This window comes from Janthinobacterium breve (assembly GCF_051380895.1).
In the GTDB taxonomy this organism is placed as follows: domain Bacteria; phylum Pseudomonadota; class Gammaproteobacteria; order Burkholderiales; family Burkholderiaceae_D; genus Janthinobacterium.
This window is the reverse complement of the sequence record NZ_JBNYXY010000014.1, coordinates 1-18,681: the sequence shown is the minus strand read 5'-3', so window position 1 is coordinate 18,681 and position 18,681 is coordinate 1. Positions and strand designations below refer to the sequence as shown.

Sequence of the window (18,681 nt, the reverse complement as noted above, 5' to 3'; positions counted from 1 at the left end):
CGCCTTCCCCATTTCAAACACCACCACGACCATGACGTTTACCATCAGCGACGCCGCCTACGGCACCGATACCCCGGAAGCCAAGCAAGCCATGTATGCGGACCTGCGTTCGCAGCTGCAAGGCTTGCTGTCGGGCGAGAGCGACTTCATCGCCAATACAGCCAACTTCAGCGCGCTGGTCTTCAACACCATGCCCGGCCTCAACTGGGCCGGCTTTTATTTCCTCAAGGGCGAGGAGCTGGTGCTGGGACCGTTCCAGGGCAAGCCGGCCTGCATCCGCATCAAGAAAGGCCGCGGCGTGTGCGGCACCACCGTGGTCGAAGGCAAATCCATCGTCGTGCAGGATGTGCACGCGTTTCCCGGCCATATCGCCTGCGATGTCAATTCCCGTTCGGAACTCGTGGTGCCCGTCTTTGCGAATGGCCAGATCATCGGCGTGTTCGACCTCGACAGTCCCTTGGTCGGCCGTTTTGACGATATCGACGCGCAAGGCGTCGAATCGCTGGTGCGCGTGCTGGAAGCGGCGATTGTCGCCGAGTAAATAACTAGTTGCCCGCCTTGACGGCGATAAATTCGCCCTTGCCCACGGTCGCCAAGCACGTCGTGTAGCGGCTGTCGGCGCGGATGGCCTCGATAAAGCCGGCCATGTCCGCATAGTGCGAACTGGCGTTGTCGACCACCAGCACGCCGCCGGCCGCCAGCACGCGGTCCAGCTGCGGCCACCATAGGGCGTACTGCTGGCGCGCGGAATCGAGAAAGATGACATCGTAGGCGCCGTCCGCCGCATCGCGCAGCACGTCGCCCGCGTCCGCCAGCAGCTGCTTGACCACACCCTGCAATTGCGCGCGCGCAAAGTTGGCATGCGCCATGTCGAACTTGTCCTGCGCCTTTTCCACCGTCACCACGCTGCCGCCCAGCGCCTGCGCCGCGCGCGCCAGCCACAGGGTGGAATAGCCGTTCGAGGTGCCGATTTCCAGCACCCGGCGCGCACCGCGCGCACGCACCAGCACGGCCAGCAATTCGCCCGTATCGCGCGTAATGTTGAGCATGCGGCTGGCGCGCTCGGCATGTTCAGCATCATTGGCCAGACCGAACGCTTCCAGTTCGTCCAGCAGGGTATCGATGGTATCGGCGCTTGCCATGATGGCTCCTTTGCAAAATACCAGCATAGCAAAAAATACTACGCTTGCGCGCGCCTCAATGGGCGTTTCAGGGTTTGCACCATCACCACGCCCAGCAAGGTCACGCCGCCGCCGATCACATCATAGCTGTGCAAGGTTTCCCCCAGGAACAGCATGGCGATGATCACCGTGAACACGGGCAGCAAATTCATCAAGGTCGTCGCGCGGCTGGGGCCCAGCTTGGCCAGGCCGTGCATCCACAAAAACGGCGCGATGATGGATGCGGGGATGCCCGCAAACAGCACCAGCGGCAAGCCGGCGCTGGTGACGGGCGGCGCAAACTGGCTCAGGTAATACACGAACAGCACGGGCACGGCGCACCAGACCTGGATCAGCAAGGAATGCCAGTTATTCAGGGGAATCTTCCAGCGCTTGAGCAGCACGCCATAGCCCGCATATGACAGGCAGGCCAGCAGCATCAGGGCGTCGCCAACGGCCGCGCCATGGGCGATCAGCGCGGCCGGGTCGCCATGGCTGAGCAGATAGCCGAGTCCCAGCAGCGACACCAGGCCACCGAACACGCCGCCCACGGTGGGCGCCTCTTTCAACAACAGCACGGACAGGCCCACGGCCAGCAGCGGCATCGTCGATGCCAGGATGCCCATGTTGGTGGCCGTCGTCGTCTGCGCGGCGATATATGCGAGGCACTGGTACATGACCATGCCCAGCATGCCCAGGACAAACAGTTTCCCCAGATACGGTTTTACGATGGCCCGCTGCTTCCACACGGCGCGCCCAAACACGAGCGCCAGCAGCACGCCGGCCAGCAGCCAGCGGTAGAACGAGATGGCGGCCGGGTCGATCACGCCCACGGCCATCTTGCTGACGATGGTATTGATGGCCCAGATCAGCACGGCGATCACGGGAAACAGATAATGCTTGGCTTGCATGCGAAAAACTCCATTATTCAATGAACGCCATTTTCGCATGGTCCGATTCCATGGATATAATTCATATCGGACAATCCATGCGAAGAACAGGACAATATGGCCAGCAACCAGCATTTCCCCGCCGTTTCCGACACCCTGCCCTACCCCGTGTACTTTCGCCTCGACGATTACCACGCGCACCAGCAATTCGATTACCAGAGCCATCCGTGGGGCCAGCTCACGTATTGCTCCACGGGCGTGATGGAAATCATGGTGGCGGGCCAGCGCTACCTGTCGCCGCCCCAGTACGCCGTGTGGATACCGCCCGAGACCTTGCACGATGGCTATATCCGCCAGGATGTCGTGTTTCACTCGGCCTACATCGACGCCAGCCTGTGCGACCGACTGCCCGCGCAGCCGTGCGCGCTGGTGCTGAGTCCCTTGCTGAAAGCCATCCTGGCCGACTTTGCCGCACGGGGCGTCACCACGCCCGTCACCCAGGCCGACCAGCGCTTGGCGCAAGTGCTGGTCGACCAGTTGCAGCTGGCGCCGTGCAGCCGCAACTACCTGCCGGGCAGCGACGAGCCCGTCATCGCGGCGCTGCTCGCTGCCCTGCAGGCGGACCCCGGCAGTAACCGCTCACTGGCGGAGTGGGCCGCGCAACTGCACGTCACGGAGCGCACGCTGGCGCGCCGCTGCCAGCGCGAACTGGGCATGCCGTTCGGCGAATGGCGCCAGCGCCAGCGCTTCCTGGCCGCGCTGCCCTTGCTGGAACGGGGCGACACCGTGCAGGCCATCGCGCTGGAACTGGGCTATAGCACGGCATCTGCCTTCATCGCCATGTTTCGCCGCCAGAGCGGCGGCACGCCGGACCAGTTCCGCCGCGGCCTGCGCTGACAAAGCGGACCGGCGCTGTCAGCTTTGTCATATAGGGATGCTAAAATTCAAACATCTTTCCAGAGAGCAAAAGGATGCGCATGAACCCCAGCACCGAAACGGCCACCGATACCCAAGGCAGCGAGGACATGCCCCAGGCATCAGCAACGGCCCTGACGGTGCCCCTCAAGCTCGACAAGGAGGAAGTACCCAGCGTACTGGGCAAGCTGCGCACCCTGGTGCAGGACAAGACGCGTTTCGAGCCGCAGGACATCACGCCGCTGGGCGAGGAAGACGTCTTGCAGGATTTTTCCTTGCAAGCCAATTACGCGCTCGAAGCGCGCTTCGAGCAGCGCGTCATCAATGGCTACTTCGCGCCATCGGGCAATGACTGCCACTGTGGCTCGCATGAGGTGGGAGCACTCGCTCACGCGCAGGAGAAAGAACGCCTGCGCCGCGCGGCGGCCAAGCTCGACAATGCCTTGCGCCAGGCGGGCCAGGCCTACAATGGCGTCGAAGCGGGCGTCTACCTGCCGCACGCCGTCAAGTACTGGCACCTCGATACCTGCAGCAACTGCCATGGAAAAGGCCGCATCAGCTGCCACACCTGCCACGGGTCGACCACGGAAACGTGCTGGAACTGCCACGGCGGACGCACCGTCAGCTGCGACGCGTATGGCTGCTACGGCAGCGGCAAGGTGTCGTGTTCATATTGCAGCGGCAGCGGCACGGTGGCCGAGCAAGTCACCGATTACGTGACGGTGCAAGTGCCCACTACCACCTACAGCAACGGCAGTTCGCACACCAGCTACCATAGCGAAACGCGCACGCAGTACCGCACCGAGCATCGCAATTGCTACCATTGCAGCTACGGCAAGGTCACGTGCAACAGCTGCCACGGCTCCGGCAACATCAATTGCGGCACCTGCCGCGCCAGTGGCAGTGTGACCTGCCGTACCTGCAGCGGCGTGGGCGACTTGCGCTGCAACCCCTGCGACGGTTCCGGCAAGGTGGGCAAGGCGGCCTGGGTCGACGTGCATGTGGCGCCCGGCTACAGCGTCAGCCTGCCCAAGCAGGCGACCGACGATGCGCGCCGCATCCGCGACAAAGAGAGCGTGCACTCACTGGCCGCCATCGCCAGCAGCCTGGCCCTGGCGAAAGTGAGCATTTACAATGAAGACCAGCCGCAGGAAGTCGACGCCCTGTACGGAGGCAAGCTGCGCATCGTGCGCCTGGACGCCGCGTGCAACGCAGAAAAGCACCACCTGGTGGCATATGGCACCGACTTGCGCTGGCTGACGCTCGACGACATCGTGGAAAAGCTGCTGCGCGGCGACCTCAAGGCGCTCAGCGACGCGCTGGCCGGTAGCGCCGACGATGGCCTGTTCTCGGCCCACGTGCAAGGCTTGTTGACGCCATTGCGCGACGTGGCCGCCTCGGAACTGAATGCGGACGTGATCGAGTCTGTCCTCAGCGGCGACGCGGACCACGCGCACGTCGATGTCGTCTCCGCCGAGTATGCGCAGAATGTGCGCACCTGCGTGCTCGGCGCCTTGCGCCAGGTCTACACGCGGCTGGCCAAGCAATTCTGGTGGAAAAGCGCGCTGGCCGCGCTGGCCGCCGCCATCGCCACCTGGTTCTTCGCCGGCCGCGGGGCCGCCGCCGTGACCGGCCTGCTCGTCACGGGCGCCGGCTACTGGCTGTTCAACCGCAAGGTAAAAACCGTGCTCAGCGAGGCGCTGGGCGGTGAGCAGCAGGCCGAACGCGCCATGCGCATCGCCGGCAAGGGCCGCCGCAACCAGTTGGCGCAAGTGCTGATCCTCGCCCCTGCCAGCCTGGCCGTGCTGGCCGCCAGCTATGGCTTGCCCGTGCGCGTGCGCGCGCCCTCCCCACCAGCGCAGGCGGCCATGGCCTCGGTGCCCGTCGCGCCCCATGCGCCTGCCCCAGTGCCGCCGGACGCAAATAGCGCCAAGGCCGTCAAGCTGTATGAAAATGGCGACAAGGTGCAGGCGCTGGCCATGCTGGAAAGCCTGGTCGGCAAGGGCGACGCGGGCGCGTATGGTCTGTATGGCTGGATGCTGCTGATGGGCGAAGGCCAGAGCGGCCCCGCCACGGCGCCGACGGCGCAGCAGCGGCAAGCGCGCCAGGTCGCCGCCAAGCCCCTGGTCGGCAAGGGCCTGCTGAAAAACGACAGCTACGCCTTGACGGCGAAGGGCGTGATGCTGGCCGAAGGCTGGCAGGAGCCGCGCAACATGGCGCGCGGGCTCGACCTGCTGAAACAAGCCGCGAACAAGGGCAATGCGCAAGCCATGCATTTGCTGGGCCTGTACCACGTGCGCGGCTACCAGATCCCCGTCAACCACAAGGAAGCGCGCAAATGGTTCACCCTGGCCGCCGACAAGGGCAGCGCGGGCGACATCTATAATCTTGGCTTGATGGATTGGGAAGGCGCGGGCTTGAAACGCCCCGACCGCGCCAGCGCCATGCAGCGCTGGAAGATCGCCGCCGCCATGGGCGAGGAACGCGCGATCAAGGCGGTAGCCCAGGGCCAGCCTTAAGCTGCTGCCGCCAGCGCCTGCAGCGCCATCGGGTTCGGTGTCGGCTCGCCGATTTTCGTCAGCAGGTTGCGGTCCGTGTGGTGGAACGGTTCATCCTTGCCGCGGATCAGCATGACCGTGTCTTCGTCGTAGCCCCAGGTGCCGTCGGCATGGATGTCGACCTTGATGCGGTATTCAACGGTGGTGAACGCGTGTTCGAGGAAAGGGTTCGAGCAGATGCCGTAGGCCGTCGAATCGCGCTTGGCCACCAGTTCGAAACTGGTGGCATCAAACGTCGTCGTGCCCGATGCCATGGCGATCTGGCCGCGCGGGATGGCCAGGGTCTGGATCACGGCGCCCGTGGCCGGCTCCCACAGCCAGTAGCCGACCTGTTCATGGTAGGTTTTCACTTGATCCGGCTTGGTGATGTGGATGTAATAGCGCAAGCCGTAGAACAGTTGCGGGCCGTTGGTGACGGGGTCGATCGGCTGCAGTTTGATACGCTCGACAAACGCCTGCTTGCGCGGGCCGTCGGCTTTCGGCTTGACGTCCAGGCCGCGCGTGCCCGTCCAGATGCCGGCCATGCCGGTCAGGGGGCCCAGGTTGTTCAGGGTGTGCACGTCGGCAGACGGCTCGGTGTAGATATCTTCGGGAAAATCGCTCATGCGGAAGTCTTCAAAATGGGGCAACAGTGCTTGCCGCCATTGTAAGACGCAGGCCGCTGTCAGGGAAAGAGCGCGATGTGACCTTCGATGAACAACAAGGCTGCTGTCGCCAGCGCGGGGCGCTGCGCCTCGAACACGTCCGCGTCGCGCGCCTGCAGCAAGTTGGCGGCGACGTCGGGCAGTTGCAGCTCGCCGGTGATCAGCGCCGCCACCGCCGCGATATTCGCATACAGGGCGCTGTCTAACCCTTCCCAGTCCACGTAGGCCAGCCATTCCGCCAGGGTCACCACGCAAGCGACGGACGGCGCCAGGGCCGCGATGCGCTGGACGCGCAGCACGCTGTCGCTGCGGATGCCTTCCTGCTGCAGTACGGCCAGCGCCACCTGCTGCAGCGCGTCCTCGGCATCGTGCCGGTGCTTATCGAGCAGGCGCTGCGTGAGCGTCGGCGTGGACACGAGCGTGGCCGCCTGCACGCTTACACCAGCGGGTCCGGCAAGCCGGTCAGGGTGAAGATTTCAAAGCCCGTTTCCGTCACGGCCAGCGAGTGCTCGAACTGCGCCGACAGCGAACGGTCTTTCGTCACCGTCGTCCATTTGTCCGGCAAGACCTTGACCTGGTAGCTGCCCACGTTGAGCATCGGTTCGATGGTAAAGATCATGCCCGGTTCGAGCACGATGCCCGTGCCCGCGCGGCCATAGTGCAGCACTTGTGGCGTGTCGTGGAAGACCTGGCCCACGCCATGGCCGCAGAAGTCGCGCACGGAGGAAAAGCCCTGCGCCTTGGCCACCGCCTCGATGGCTGCGCCCACGTCGCCCAGGGTCGCGCCCGGGCGCACGGTGTGGATGCCGGCCATCATGGCGTCATACGCCGTGTTGACGAGGCGATTGGCCAGGATGGACACGGCGCCCACCTTGAAGGTGCGGCTGGTATCGCCAAACCAGCCCTGGAACTTCGGCGTCACGTCGATGTTCAGGATGTCGCCCACTTTCAGGATCTTGGTCTCGGACGGGATGCCGTGTGTGACCACGTGATTGACGGAGATGCAGCTGGCGTGCTTGTAGCCGTGGTAATCGATGGTGCCGGGGATGGCGCCGGCGGCGCGCATGAATTCTTCGCACAGGGCGTCGAGCTTGGCCGTCGATACGCCAGGTTTGACGAAGGGCGTGATGTAGTCGAGCGTGTCGGCGGCGATGCGGCCGGCCGCGCGCATGCCGACGAAGCCTTCTTCGTCGTGCAGGGGGATTTTCTTGCCGTGTTCAAGCTGGGTGGAATAGCGCATGGATTTCTTCTTTGTTAATGTGATGTGGTATGTAAGGCCCAGCCGCGCACGGCGTCGTGCGAGGCGCGCAGCATGGCGTCGACACTGGCAGGTATCGGCCGCTCCTGGGTCAGGTAAGGCTTGACGACGGCCACGGGCGCGTCGATCAGCACGAATTTGAGCAGCATGTGATCCAGATCAAGCTCCGTGGTGGCGGGCATGGCTTCGGCGCAGCGGACAAAGCAGGCGTCGAGCGCCGCCTGTTCCTCTTCGACGGCGGCCAGTAACTCCTCGCTGAGGCCGCCGCTGAAATCGGGGCTGTCCGCGCATTGCAGCAGGAAGCGCGCATACACGGGCTTGCGCCGGCACCAGTCCAGCAAGCCGTGCACGCCGGCCCAGGTGTCGCCGCCGAGCCAGCGGCTGGCCACCTCCTCGCGGAAATCGCTTTTCACGCGCAGCCACGCGCGCGCCAGGATGGCGTTGCGCGAATCGAAGCGGTGATACACGGAGCCGATGGGCGCACCGGCCTTGACGGCGATGGCGGCCATCGACACGGCGGCCACGCCGCACTGGGCGGCGACTGCAATCGCGCTGTCGATGAAGTTGTTTTCGTTGAATTTAGCAAGTCTGACCATTCAAATAGAATACAGATTCTATTTGAATCCGTCAAGCGGCCCGGCCAGGCAAGAAACGCGTCCAACGCGAGTTGTCCCGCTGCCTTACAATGGTATGCACGAACCGCTAAAGGAGAATCCGCTTGCTTACGCCCCCCTTCATCGCCTCCTCCCGCTTCGACGATCCACGCCTGGCGTTGGAACAGGTGCAAGCCATTTACCGCAGCAGCATAGAACATTTGCGCGATGCGCTGCAGCGCTTTGTCGCCGGCGAAGACATGCACGAAAGAGTGCGCGCCTGCTACCCCTTCGTGCGCATCCAGACCGACACCGTGGCGCGCGCCGACTCGCCGCTGGCCTACGGCTTTGTCGCCGGTCCCGGCGTGTTTGAAACCACCCTGACGCGCCCCGACCTGTTCGGCGACTACTATCTCGACCAGTTCACCCTGCTGCTGAAAAACCATAACGGCGGCCAGAATGTACACCTGGAAGTGGGCGTCAGCGCCCAGCCGATACCCGTGCATTTTTCGTTCGCCGAGCATGACCATATCGAAGGCAATATGGATGCGGGCCGCCGCCTGGCCATGCGCGACCTGTTCGACCTGCCCGACCTGTCGGCCATGGACGATGGCATCGCCAACGGCACGCACGAACCGGCGCATGGCGAAGCGCAGCCGCTGGCCCTGTTCACGGGGCCGCGCGTCGATTATTCGCTGCAGCGCCTGCGCCATTACAGCGGCACCTCGCCGCAGCATTTCCAGAACTTCGTCCTGTTTACCAATTACCAGTTCTACATCGACGAATTCATCCGCCTGGGGCACGCCATGATGGACCGCGCGCCCGACGCGCAAGCGCCGTCGGACGACGACGGCTATGTCGCCTTTGTCGAACCGGGCAATGTGGTCACGCGCCGCGTGGGACAGACCGTGGAAAGCGAGGATGCGCTGGGCGCCGCGCCGCCGCGCCTGCCGCAGATGCCCGCCTACCACCTGCTGCGCGCCGATGGCAGCGGCATCACCATGGTCAATATCGGCGTCGGTCCGGCCAATGCCAAGACCATCACCGACCACATCGCCGTGCTGCGCCCGCACGCCTGGCTGATGCTGGGCCATTGCGCCGGCCTGCGCACCACGCAAAGCCTGGGCGACTACGTGCTGGCGCATGCGTATGTGCGCGAAGACCATGTGCTCGACGAAGACTTGCCGCTGTGGGTGCCGATCCCGCCGCTGGCGGAAATCCAGCAGGCGCTGCAAACGGCGGTGGCGGAAATCACCCAGCTGACGGGACATGACCTGAAACACATCATGCGCACGGGGACCGTGGCCAGCACGGACAACCGCAACTGGGAACTGCTGCCGCAACGCACGCCGGAGCGCCGTTTCAGCCAGAGCCGCGCCATCGCGCTGGACATGGAAAGCGCGACCATCGCCGCCAACGGCTTCCGTTTCCGCGTCCCCTACGGCACCCTGCTATGCGTGAGCGACAAGCCGCTGCACGGCGAAATCAAGCTGCCCGGCATGGCCAACCACTTCTACCGCGAACGGGTCGACCAGCATCTGCGCATCGGCATCCGCGCCGTGGAACTGCTGCGCCGCCAGGGCGTGGACCGGCTGCACAGCCGCAAGCTGCGCAGCTTCGCGGAAGTGGCGTTTCAGTAAATCTCGGGCACCTACCGGCGGACCACCGGGTCCGCCATTCATTTCAAGACAATACATGAACCTACTCCACAGCATCCCTTTCGCCCTGGCATTGGGCTTGCCGGTACCGGCGCTGGCACACACCACCGCCACCCCCATCTACATGTTGCTACAGCCGCTAGTAGAAAGTAATGCGCACGGCGTTGACATCTGCGGGCTGGATGCCACCGTCGCCGTTGTCATCGACAAGAAACTTGAAACATATGCATTCCAGTTCTATGTCTCAGCCTCGACATTCAGTGGTCACATCGATGCAGGGCAACTGAGCGATCCAGGCACGCCAAAACCGGCAGGAAAGCAAAAAGCAATACCCCGTCCTACGGGATTCTGGATCGCCAGGAAGGACAACGGCGAAGCACTGCATGCGCGGGACATCCAGGCGTCCGGCAAACCGGGGCATATGGCCGGCACGGCCGATCTTATCCCGACCAGCAAGCAGTTGATGAATCTGATCGAAGGGGAAGAGATGCAGATTTCCATCCAGTACCCGAACCAGCGCAGCCAGACCATCATCCAGTTCTCGCAAAAACTCGCGGATGAAGATCACGATGCCATGCTGTCCTGCGTGAAAGACCAGATGGTCTCGATACGCAGAGAGTATGAGGCGCATAAACAGAAGTAAAAAAACGGCGCCGTGAAGGCGCCGTTTTTGATTGTTGCATCGCTTACAGGAAGCGGTCGAGTATCTTGCGCGTCGTCTTGTCGATATTGAACATGTCGCGGATCAAAAAGTGGATGCCGTGGTTGTCGGCGATCAAGAGCGACGTGGCGCCGATGCGGCGGATGTCTTCCTCGCCCTTCAGCACGAATTGCGTCTCGCCCCGGTCGGTGTCCACATGCCAGGTGCATGGCGTGGCAAAGCTGGAAACGCTTTTCACGCGCGCGATCTCGGGCATGAATTCGCGCCCTTCCAGCTCTTCCTGCAGCAGGCTGCGCGCCGGTTCCGGCAAGGCGTCGAGGCGCTCGATCCACGCCACTTCCTTGCCATTGCCCAGCACCAGCGAAATGCCTTCGTCGGGCGACTGGATGGGGAAGGCGCGCACGGGCGCCACGCCTTCAAAGACCTGGCCGCCTTCGTCCGTCATCACCAGCTTGCCGAAGGTGTCGCGGCTTAATGTAAAAGTTGTACTGGCCATGCTTATTCCTTGTCATCCAGGGCGAGTTCGTTGTTGCGCGCCTGTGCTTCGTAGAGGCGGAAATAGGCGCCCTCTTTCGCCATCAGTTCATCGTGACTGCCCACTTCGACGACCTGGCCGCGGTCCAGCACCACCAGACGGTCGGCCCGGTGCAAGGTCGACAGCCTGTGGGCGATGGCGATCGTCGTACGGCCCTGCACCAGGTTGTCCAGCGCCTTTTGAATCTCTTTTTCCGTTTCCGAATCGACCGACGAAGTCGCTTCATCCATGATCAGGATGCGCGGGTCGATCAGCAAGGCGCGGGCAATCGAGATGCGCTGGCGTTCGCCGCCGGACAGGCCCTGTCCACGCTCGCCCACCATCGAATCGTAGCCTTGCGGCAGGCGCAGGATGAATTCGTGGGCATGCGCGGCGCGCGCGGCGGCGATGATCTCCTGGCGCGACGCATGCGGCTTGCCGTAGGCGATATTTTCCGCGATGGTGCCAAAGAACAGGAACGGCTCCTGCAGCACCAGGCCGATGTTGCGGCGGTAGTCGGACACGGCGAACGAGCGGATGTCGACGCCGTCGAGCAAAATTGCCCCTTCCGACACATCGTAGAAGCGGCAGATCAGGTTGACCAGCGTACTCTTGCCCGAACCGCTGTGGCCCACCAGGCCGATCATCTCGCCCGCCTTGATGTTCAGGGTGATGCCACGGTTGACGGCCCGGTTGCCATAGCGGAAACCGACCTCGCGCAAATCGATCCTGCCTTCGATCTTCTCCAGTTTCACGGGGTGCGCCGGTTCCGGCACGCTCGACACGTGGTCGAGGATGTCGAAGATGCGCTTGGCGGCGGACGCCGATTTCTGCGTCACGGAGACGATGCGGCTCATGGAATCGAGGCGGCCGTAGAAGCGCGTGCTGTAGGCGATGAAGGCGGTCAGCACGCCGACGGTGATTTCGCCGCGCGACAATTGCCAGATGCCGAAGCACCAGATGACCAGCAAACCCATTTCCGTCAAAAAGGAGACGGTCGGCGAAAACAGCGACCAGACCTTGTTCAATTTGTCGTTGACGGCCAGGTTGTGCGCGTTGGCGTCGCGGAAGCGGGCCGCTTCGCGTTTTTCCTGCGCAAACGCCTTCACCACGCGGATGCCGGGGATGGTATCGGCCAGCACGTTGGTCACTTCGCTCCACACGCGGTCGATCTTTTCAAAGCCCGTGCGCAAACGGTCGCGCACCAGGTGGATCATCCAGGCGATAAAGGGCAAGGGCGCCAGGGTCATGATGGCCAGCCATGGATTCATCGACCACAGGATCACGCCCGTCATGATGATCATCAGCACGTCGGAAGCGAAATCGAGCAGGTGCAGCGAGAGGAAGACGCAAATGCGGTCGCTGCCGCTGCCAATGCGCGACATCAGGTCGCCCGTGCGCTTGCCGCCGAAAAATTCCAGCGACAGTTTCATCAGGTGTTCATACGTGGCCGAGCGCAAATCGGCGCCCATGCGTTCGGACACCAGGGCCAGCACATAGGTCTTGCCCCAGCCCAACAGCCAGGCCAGCAGGGCCGAACCGAGCAAGCCGCTCATGTAGTACACCACCAGCCACGGGTCGATATGCTTGCCGTTTTGATACGGGATCAGCACATTATCCATCAACGGCGCCGTCAGGTAGGGTGGAATCATGTGCGCGGCAGTGCTCAGAAGCATCAGCATGAAGCCCAGGGCCAGCTGGCCACGGTAGGGATGGGCGAAGCGCCACAGGCGAAACAGGGTCCAGGTCGATGGCGGCGTGTACAACACCTTGGCGCAGATCGGGCATTCTTCCTGCTCCGGCTCCAAAGGCGCCTTGCAGCTGGGACACACTTCCTGCTCCGCTTCCAGCACGGGCTGGCCCGTCAGGTGGCTGTCGAGACGCTCGACGAACTGCTCCAGCACGCGGATGGCGTGCAGGTTCTGTCCCAGGGTAAAGCGCCACGAGGCCAGCCGGCCATGGTCGTCGAACAATTCCAGGTGGCCGACACCGGCGTGGTCATGATGCGTCAGGCGCAGTCCAGGGCGGAAAGACCAGCTTTTCCAGGCGGCAGCGCCCGGTGAACGGGCCAGCAAACGCTTCTCGGTGACAACAATTATGCCTTTTGTGAAACGTAATCGCGCATCGAGGTCAACCTCAACGCTACTTAAAACGTTCTCCCCTGGAGAAAGATTTTTTTCCACTTCCGCCAGCCAGGCTTCTGCTACAGGCGCCGGCAGCGAGGTGAGGGGAATAGTTGTTGCAGGAACACTCAGTTCAGTTGTCATCGTAAAGCATACTCCGGCTCGAGGCCAAGCCCTTCAGGGCGGGATTTGGGGGATGGGGCAGACGCCCGATCAATGTTTGTGTACTGCGCGATGGCGAGGTAGATGCACCAGTGGCAATTTCCTGTATTGTATCGAATGGATGCCTGCCGGTAAGGAATGATGGCAAAACGGCGCAAAAAAATGAGCAGCCATCGTACAGGGACAAGTATACAACAGCCCACTGTTGCGCAAATGCTCCAGCTTAGTCCGGAGTCGGTATCTTTATAACAAGTAAGGCAACAATTAGTAACAATTACGATGACAACACCAGCAGAATACGAGAAGCAAACGCGACAAGAGGCCGCTAAAAGTGGCACACTGCGCATACCCGGGATAAAGAACCAAGCACGAGCCTGAAAAGACTCTGTAGAGCCAACATAAAGTATCTGGCGCCCAGACGCCTGGCTTGTTATCAAGAAACCACTTACATGATCAAGAAGAAGAACATCGAATTTGTCCGCGTCACCCACTTGCGCGGCCCCAATATCTGGACGTATCGCCCGGTGATTGAAGCCTGGGTCGACATCGGCGAACTGGAAGACTATCCATCGAATACCCTGCCCGGCCTGTACGAGCGCCTGGTGGCGTGGCTGCCCGGCATGATCGAGCACCGCTGCGGCGTGGGCGAACGGGGCGGCTTTTTCGAGCGCCTGCGCGAAGGCACATGGTCGGCCCACATCCTTGAACACGTGGTGCTGGAACTGCAAAACCTGGCAGGCATGCGCACGGGCTTCGGCCAGACGCGTTCGACCGGCCAGCGTGGCGTCTACAAGATGGCCTTCCGCACGCGTGAAGAGCACGTGGGCCGCGCGGCCCTGGCCACCGCGCGCGAACTGCTGATGGCTGCCATCAACGATGAAGCCTACGATCTGGAAGCGGCACTGGCGCCCCTGCGCGACCTGGTCGACGCGCGCTGCCTGGGTCCGAGCACCGCCAGCATCGTCGATGCGGCCACCGAGCGCCGCATCCCTTCGCTGCGCCTGAACGACGGCAACCTGGTGCAACTGGGCCACGGCGCCGCGCAGCGCCGCATCTGGACGGCCGAAACGGACCGCACCAGCGCGATTGCCGAAGGCATCGCCAGCGACAAGGACCTGACCAAATTCCTGCTCAAATCGTGCGGCGTGCGCGTCCCTGAAGGCAGCCTGGTGCGCAGCGCCGAAGCGGCCTGGGAAGAAGCGCAAGACATCGGCGTGCCCGTCGTCGTCAAACCGTATGACGGCAACCATGGCCGCGGCGTATCGCTGAACCTGATGACCGAAGCGGACGTAAAAGCGGCCTACGCACTGGCCGCGCGCAAGGGCGACAGCTCGGCCGTGCTGGTGGAAAGCTTCATCACGGGCGACGAACACCGTTTGCTCGTGGTCGGCAACAAGCTGATCGCGGCCGCCAAGGGCGAATCGCTGTGGGTCGACGGCGATGGCGTCTCGAGCGTGCTGGAACTGGTGAATGCCCAGATCAATATCGATCCGCGCCGCGGCGAAGGCGAAGACTTCCCGCTGGGCACCGTCAAGCCGCATGAATCGGGCGAAATCGTGCTGGAACTGCAGCGCCAGGGCATGACCGCCCTGTCCGTGCCGCAGGCGGGCCAGAAAGTGCTGATCCAGCCGAACGGCAACGTGTCCATCGACGTCACCGACGACGTGCACCCCTCCGTCGTGCATGCGGCCCTGCTGGCCGCGCGCGTGGTCGGCCTGGATATCGCCGGCATCGACCTGGTCACCACCGACATCACGCGTCCGCTGGAAGAGCAGCGCGGCGCCATCATCGAAGTCAATGCCAGCCCCGGCCTGCTGGCGCACATCAAGCCCGGCGTGGGCCAGCCCCGCCCTGTGGGCGCGGCCATCGTCGAGCATCTGTTCGCGCCTGAAGAAACGGGCCGCATTCCGCTGATCGGCGTGACGGGCACGCGCGGCGCCAGCCTGATCGTGCGCATGCTGTGCAAACTCCTTAACCTGTCGGGCCTGCACACGGGCGCCGTCTGCAGCGAAGGCATGTACCTGGACCAGCGCCGCGTCGTCAGCAACGACTGCGTGAACTGGGATGCGGGCCAGCGCCTGCTGCTCAACCGCACCGTGCAGACGGCCCTGTTCGAAAGCAATCCGCGCATGATCCTGGCCGAAGGCCTAGCCTATGACAAGTGCCAGATCGGCATCGTCACCGACATGGGCAGCCTCGATAGCGTCAAGGATTTCGACGTGCTGGACGAAGCGGGCCTGTACAAGGCAGTGCGCAGCCAGGTCGACGTGGTAGTGCCGACGGGCGTGGCCGTGCTCAATGCCGCCAACGCGCACGTACTGGAACTGGCCGAGCTGTGCGACGGCAGCGTGACACTGTATGCGCAGGATGGCAGCTTGCCGGCCATCGCGGCGCAACTGGCCGCCGGCCAGCGCGCCGTGTTCGTGCGCGGTAACCACATCGTGCTGGCCGAAGGCGGCATCGAAACGGTCTTGCTATGCCTGGACCTGCTGAAACCGGCCACGGCCGGCAATGTCGACAGCGTGCTGGCAGTCGCGGCCGCCGCCTGGGCCATGAACCTGCCCGTCGACCTGATCTGCGCGGGCCTACGCACCTTTGACGCGGCCCCCGGCTGCATCGGGAATTGAAAAACCAGAAACGTCAAACCAAACCTACTGCGCGTCGCGATTTGCGGCCTCCGATGCTCACTGTGCATCCGCACAGCTCCGCTTCTCGGGCCAACGGGGGCGCCGAGCCTCCCATCCGCTCGCTACGGTTTAATTTGACGTAAAAGCCCGGCTTTGGCCGGGCCCACAAGAACACAACAGGATTACGGTTAATTATGGAAGTATCTCGCGTACGGGCCTTGCGTGGCCCTAACCTCTGGAGCCACGACACCGCCGTGGAAGCCATTGTTTCCTGCACCACGCAGGAACTCGACATCGCCCAGCTGCCAGGCTTCGAAGCCCGCTTGCGCGCGCGCTTTCCGCAACTGAGCCCGCTGCAACCGCTGGGCAACTACAACGCCGCGCCGATGGCGCAAGTGCTGGAACTGGCGGCGCTGGGCCTGCAGGCGCAAGCCGGCTGCCCCGTCACCTTCAGCCGCACCACATCAACCCTGGAAACGGGCATCTTCCAGGTCGTCGTCGAATACTCGGAAGAAGCCGTCGGCCGCCTGGCCCTGGAACTGGCGCAGCAGCTGTGCCGCGCGGCGCTGGACGATGCGCCATTCGACCTGGCCGGTGCCCTGCACCAGTTGCAGGAACTCGATGAAGACGTGCGCCTGGGCCCCTCCACCGGCGCCATCGTCAACGCCGCCGTGGCGCGCAACATCCCGTTCCGCCGCCTGACCGAAGGCAGCCTGGTGACGTTCGGCTGGGGCAGCAAGCAGCGCAAGATCCAGGCCGCCGAAATGGACGGCACCAGCGCGATCGCGGAAGCCATCGCGCAAGACAAGGAACTGACCAAGAAGTTGTTGGACTCGGCTGGCGTGCCCGTGCCGCAAGGCCGTGTCGCCATCGACGTGGACGACGCCTGGGCCGCCGCCTGCGAGATCGGCCTGCCCGTCGTCATCAAGCCGAAAGATGGCAACCAGGGCAAGGGCGTGACCGTCAATGTCACCACGCGCGAACAGCTGACAGCCGGCTTCCTCGCGGCGCAGGAATTCCGCGACGACATCCTCGTCGAGCGCTATCTTCCGGGCCACGATTTCCGCTTGCTCGTCATCGGCAACAAGATGGTGGCAGCTGCCCGCCGCGACCCGCCGCAAGTGGTGGGCGACGGCCAGCACACGGTGCGCGAACTGGTCGACCAGGTTAACCTGGACCCGCGCCGCGGCAGCGGCCACGCCACCTCGCTGACGAAAATCCGCTTCGACGACATCGCGCTGGCCAGCCTGGCCAAGCAGGGTTATGTGGCCGAATCGGTGCCGCCCGTGGGCCAGCGCGTGATTTTGCGCAATAACGCCAACCTGTCGACGGGCGGCTCGGCCACCGACGTCACCGTCGACGTGCATCCGGAAGTGGCGGCGCGCGCCGTCGCGGCCGCGCACATGGTGGGCCTGGACATCTGCGGCGTGGACGTGGTCTCCGAGAGCATCTTGAAACCGCTGGAAGAGCAGAACGCCGGCATCGTCGAAGTGAACGCTGCGCCGGGATTGCGCATGCACCTGGCGCCGTCGTTCGGCAAGCCGCGCCCCGTGGGTGAAGCCATCATCGCCGCCATGTTCGCCGAGGGCGACGATGGCCGCATTCCCGTCGTCGCCGTTACGGGCACCAACGGCAAGACCACCACCGTGCGCCTGATCGCCCACCTGCTCACCACCTCCGGCCTGCGCACGGGCATGACCAACACCGATGGCGTGTACATCGAGGGACGCCAGATCGACAGCGGCGACTGCAGCGGTCCGCGCAGCGCGCGCAACGTGCTGCTGCACCCTGACGTGGACGCGGCCGTGTTCGAGACAGCGCGCGGCGGCATGCTGCGCGAAGGCCTGGCCTTCGATCGCTGCCAGGTCGCCGTGGTGACGAATATCGGCGCCGGCGACCACCTGGGCCTGAACTACATCACCACCGTGGAAGACCTGGCGGTGCTGAAACGCGTGATCGTGCAGAACGTGGCCGACAGCGGCGTGGCCGTCCTGAACGCCACCGACCCTGCCGTCGCGCGCATGGCCAAGAATTGCAGCGGCACGGTGACCTTCTTCGCCGCCGACAAGACGCATCCCGTGATGGCCACGCACCGCGCACAGGGCAACCGCGTGGTGTACGTGGAAGACGGCAAGCTGGTCGCGGCGCAGGGCAAGGAGCGCCACGAAATCGCCCTGTCGCAAGTGCCGATCACGCGCAATGGCGCCATCGGCTTCCAGGTCGACAACGTCATGGCGTCACTGGCCGCCGCCTGGGCCGTGGGCCTGGACTGGAAAACCATCGCGCTGGGCCTGAAAACCTTTGCCAATGAAGCCGACAATGCGCCTGGCCGCTTCAATGTGTTCGATTACAAGGGCGCCACCCTGATCGCCGACTACGGCCACAATCCGGACGCCATCCTGGCGCTGGTGCAGGCCGTGGAAAGCATGCCGGCCAAGCGCCGTTCGGTGGTCATCAGCGGCGCCGGCGACCGCCGCGACGAAGACATCCGCCAGCAGACTGAAATCCTCGGCGCCGCCTTCGACGACGTGCTGCTGTACCAGGACCAGTGCCAGCGCGGCCGCGCCGACGGCGAAGTGGTGGCGCTGCTGCGCCAGGGCTTGAACGGCGCCAAGCGCACCAGCCATATCGATGAAATCAACGGCGAATTCGTCGCCATCGACAAGGCCCTGGCGCGTTTGAATGAAGGCGATCTGTGCCTGATCCTGATCGACCAGGTGGAAGAAGCGCTGGCGCACATCGCCAAGCGCGTCGCCGAAGTGTAAGCGCAGCCCGACTGCATGCAAGGGCGGCCTGCGGGCCTAATGCCGTTCAGTTAAGGTCTCGTTTCAAGACCCGGACAGTGTAACGCTGAGGCAAGGCTTTGACGGCCCGGTCGAATTTTCGACCGGGCCGTTCTTCATTCAGGAGGTCGGTTA

At 63.7% G+C, this 18,681-nt stretch carries 15 protein-coding genes; 7 read left to right on the top strand and 8 right to left on the bottom strand.

Annotated elements, in window-relative coordinates; translation table 11 throughout:
- The first annotated feature begins 31 nt into the window (after window positions 1-31).
- Window positions 32-541, top strand: coding sequence for a GAF domain-containing protein (locus ACQ4W0_RS25860; protein ID WP_436579359.1), 510 nt, complete (start codon window positions 32-34; stop codon window positions 539-541).
- Window positions 542-545: 4 nt separating this feature from the next.
- Here ACQ4W0_RS25860 and ACQ4W0_RS25855 read toward each other — a convergent pair whose 3' ends face one another.
- Both ACQ4W0_RS25855 and ACQ4W0_RS25850 read right to left on the bottom strand, forming a co-directional pair.
- Window positions 546-1,142, bottom strand: coding sequence for an O-methyltransferase (locus tag ACQ4W0_RS25855; protein ID WP_436579358.1), 597 nt, complete (start codon window positions 1,140-1,142; stop codon window positions 546-548).
- A gap of 38 nt (window positions 1,143-1,180) precedes the next feature.
- On the bottom strand, window positions 1,181-2,071 hold the full coding sequence (locus ACQ4W0_RS25850; protein ID WP_436579357.1) for a DMT family transporter: 891 nt from the start codon (window positions 2,069-2,071) through the stop codon (window positions 1,181-1,183).
- 96 nt (window positions 2,072-2,167) lie between these two features.
- Between ACQ4W0_RS25850 and ACQ4W0_RS25845 the strand changes: the two genes are divergently transcribed.
- Together ACQ4W0_RS25845 and ACQ4W0_RS25840 are read left to right on the top strand one after the other, a co-directional pair.
- Entirely contained in the window at window positions 2,168-2,947 is a 780-nt protein-coding gene (locus ACQ4W0_RS25845; protein ID WP_436579356.1) for an AraC family transcriptional regulator, read from the top strand.
- 80 nt (window positions 2,948-3,027) lie between these two features.
- A complete protein-coding gene (locus ACQ4W0_RS25840) occupies window positions 3,028-5,484 on the top strand; it encodes a tetratricopeptide repeat protein (RefSeq protein WP_436579355.1) in 2,457 nt (818 codons plus the stop codon).
- On the opposite strand, the gene ACQ4W0_RS25835 is transcribed toward ACQ4W0_RS25840, so the two are convergent.
- From ACQ4W0_RS25835 to ACQ4W0_RS25820, 4 genes are read right to left on the bottom strand one after another with little or no spacing between them, the layout of a single operon-like run.
- Complete coding sequence (locus ACQ4W0_RS25835) at window positions 5,481-6,128, bottom strand: FABP family protein (RefSeq protein ID WP_436579354.1); 648 nt, start codon at window positions 6,126-6,128, stop codon at window positions 5,481-5,483. The two genes, ACQ4W0_RS25840 and ACQ4W0_RS25835, sit on opposite strands and share 4 nt — an antisense overlap.
- Before the next feature lie 59 nt (window positions 6,129-6,187).
- Complete coding sequence (locus tag ACQ4W0_RS25830) at window positions 6,188-6,601, bottom strand: hypothetical protein (RefSeq protein WP_436579353.1); 414 nt, start codon at window positions 6,599-6,601, stop codon at window positions 6,188-6,190.
- 2 nt (window positions 6,602-6,603) lie between these two features.
- On the bottom strand, window positions 6,604-7,407 hold the full coding sequence (map, locus tag ACQ4W0_RS25825) for a type I methionyl aminopeptidase (protein WP_436579352.1): 804 nt from the start codon (window positions 7,405-7,407) through the stop codon (window positions 6,604-6,606).
- Between the two features lie 14 nt (window positions 7,408-7,421).
- The gene (locus ACQ4W0_RS25820; protein ID WP_436579351.1) at window positions 7,422-8,021 is read right to left on the bottom strand and encodes a TetR/AcrR family transcriptional regulator; all 600 of its coding nucleotides are present in this window, start codon (window positions 8,019-8,021) and stop codon (window positions 7,422-7,424) included.
- Between the two features lie 122 nt (window positions 8,022-8,143).
- On the opposite strand from ACQ4W0_RS25820, the gene ACQ4W0_RS25815 reads away from it, so the two are divergent.
- Together ACQ4W0_RS25815 and ACQ4W0_RS25810 are read left to right on the top strand one after the other, a co-directional pair.
- Window positions 8,144-9,658, top strand: a complete 1,515-nt coding sequence (locus tag ACQ4W0_RS25815; RefSeq protein WP_436579350.1) for an AMP nucleosidase — start codon at window positions 8,144-8,146, stop codon at window positions 9,656-9,658.
- A gap of 55 nt (window positions 9,659-9,713) precedes the next feature.
- Window positions 9,714-10,319, top strand: a complete 606-nt coding sequence (locus ACQ4W0_RS25810) for a hypothetical protein (RefSeq protein WP_436579349.1) — start codon at window positions 9,714-9,716, stop codon at window positions 10,317-10,319.
- Window positions 10,320-10,362: 43 nt separating this feature from the next.
- On the opposite strand, the gene ACQ4W0_RS25805 is transcribed toward ACQ4W0_RS25810, so the two are convergent.
- The gene (locus ACQ4W0_RS25805) at window positions 10,363-10,833 is read right to left on the bottom strand and encodes a cyanophycin metabolism-associated DUF1854 family protein (RefSeq protein ID WP_436579348.1); all 471 of its coding nucleotides are present in this window, start codon (window positions 10,831-10,833) and stop codon (window positions 10,363-10,365) included.
- A gap of 2 nt (window positions 10,834-10,835) precedes the next feature.
- Window positions 10,836-13,118, bottom strand: coding sequence for a cyanophycin metabolism-associated ABC transporter (locus tag ACQ4W0_RS25800; RefSeq protein ID WP_436579347.1), 2,283 nt, complete (start codon window positions 13,116-13,118; stop codon window positions 10,836-10,838).
- A gap of 467 nt (window positions 13,119-13,585) precedes the next feature.
- Between ACQ4W0_RS25800 and ACQ4W0_RS25795 the strand changes: the two genes are divergently transcribed.
- Window positions 13,586-15,763 (top strand): cyanophycin synthetase, encoded by a 2,178-nt coding sequence (locus ACQ4W0_RS25795; protein WP_436579346.1) that lies wholly within the window; start codon window positions 13,586-13,588, stop codon window positions 15,761-15,763.
- A 194-nt stretch (window positions 15,764-15,957) separates the two neighbouring features.
- Window positions 15,958-18,528, top strand: coding sequence for a cyanophycin synthetase (gene cphA, locus ACQ4W0_RS25790; RefSeq protein ID WP_436579345.1), 2,571 nt, complete (start codon window positions 15,958-15,960; stop codon window positions 18,526-18,528).
- Window positions 18,529-18,681: the final 153 nt, after the last annotated feature.

Coding starts and splice junctions, on each gene's coding strand:
- ACQ4W0_RS25860 (WP_436579359.1), top strand. CDS start 32: ATGACGTTTACCATCAGCGACGCCGCCTACGGCACCGATACCCCGGAA.
- ACQ4W0_RS25845 (WP_436579356.1), top strand. CDS start 2,168: ATGGCCAGCAACCAGCATTTCCCCGCCGTTTCCGACACCCTGCCCTAC.
- ACQ4W0_RS25840 (WP_436579355.1), top strand. CDS start 3,028: ATGAACCCCAGCACCGAAACGGCCACCGATACCCAAGGCAGCGAGGAC.
- ACQ4W0_RS25855 (WP_436579358.1), bottom strand. CDS start 1,142: ATGGCAAGCGCCGATACCATCGATACCCTGCTGGACGAACTGGAAGCG.
- ACQ4W0_RS25800 (WP_436579347.1), bottom strand. CDS start 13,118: ATGACAACTGAACTGAGTGTTCCTGCAACAACTATTCCCCTCACCTCG.
- ACQ4W0_RS25835 (WP_436579354.1), bottom strand. CDS start 6,128: ATGAGCGATTTTCCCGAAGATATCTACACCGAGCCGTCTGCCGACGTG.
- map (WP_436579352.1), bottom strand. CDS start 7,407: ATGCGCTATTCCACCCAGCTTGAACACGGCAAGAAAATCCCCCTGCAC.
- ACQ4W0_RS25850 (WP_436579357.1), bottom strand. CDS start 2,071: ATGCAAGCCAAGCATTATCTGTTTCCCGTGATCGCCGTGCTGATCTGG.
- ACQ4W0_RS25795 (WP_436579346.1), top strand. CDS start 13,586: ATGATCAAGAAGAAGAACATCGAATTTGTCCGCGTCACCCACTTGCGC.
- ACQ4W0_RS25805 (WP_436579348.1), bottom strand. CDS start 10,833: ATGGCCAGTACAACTTTTACATTAAGCCGCGACACCTTCGGCAAGCTG.
- ACQ4W0_RS25810 (WP_436579349.1), top strand. CDS start 9,714: ATGAACCTACTCCACAGCATCCCTTTCGCCCTGGCATTGGGCTTGCCG.
- cphA (WP_436579345.1), top strand. CDS start 15,958: ATGGAAGTATCTCGCGTACGGGCCTTGCGTGGCCCTAACCTCTGGAGC.
- ACQ4W0_RS25820 (WP_436579351.1), bottom strand. CDS start 8,021: ATGGTCAGACTTGCTAAATTCAACGAAAACAACTTCATCGACAGCGCG.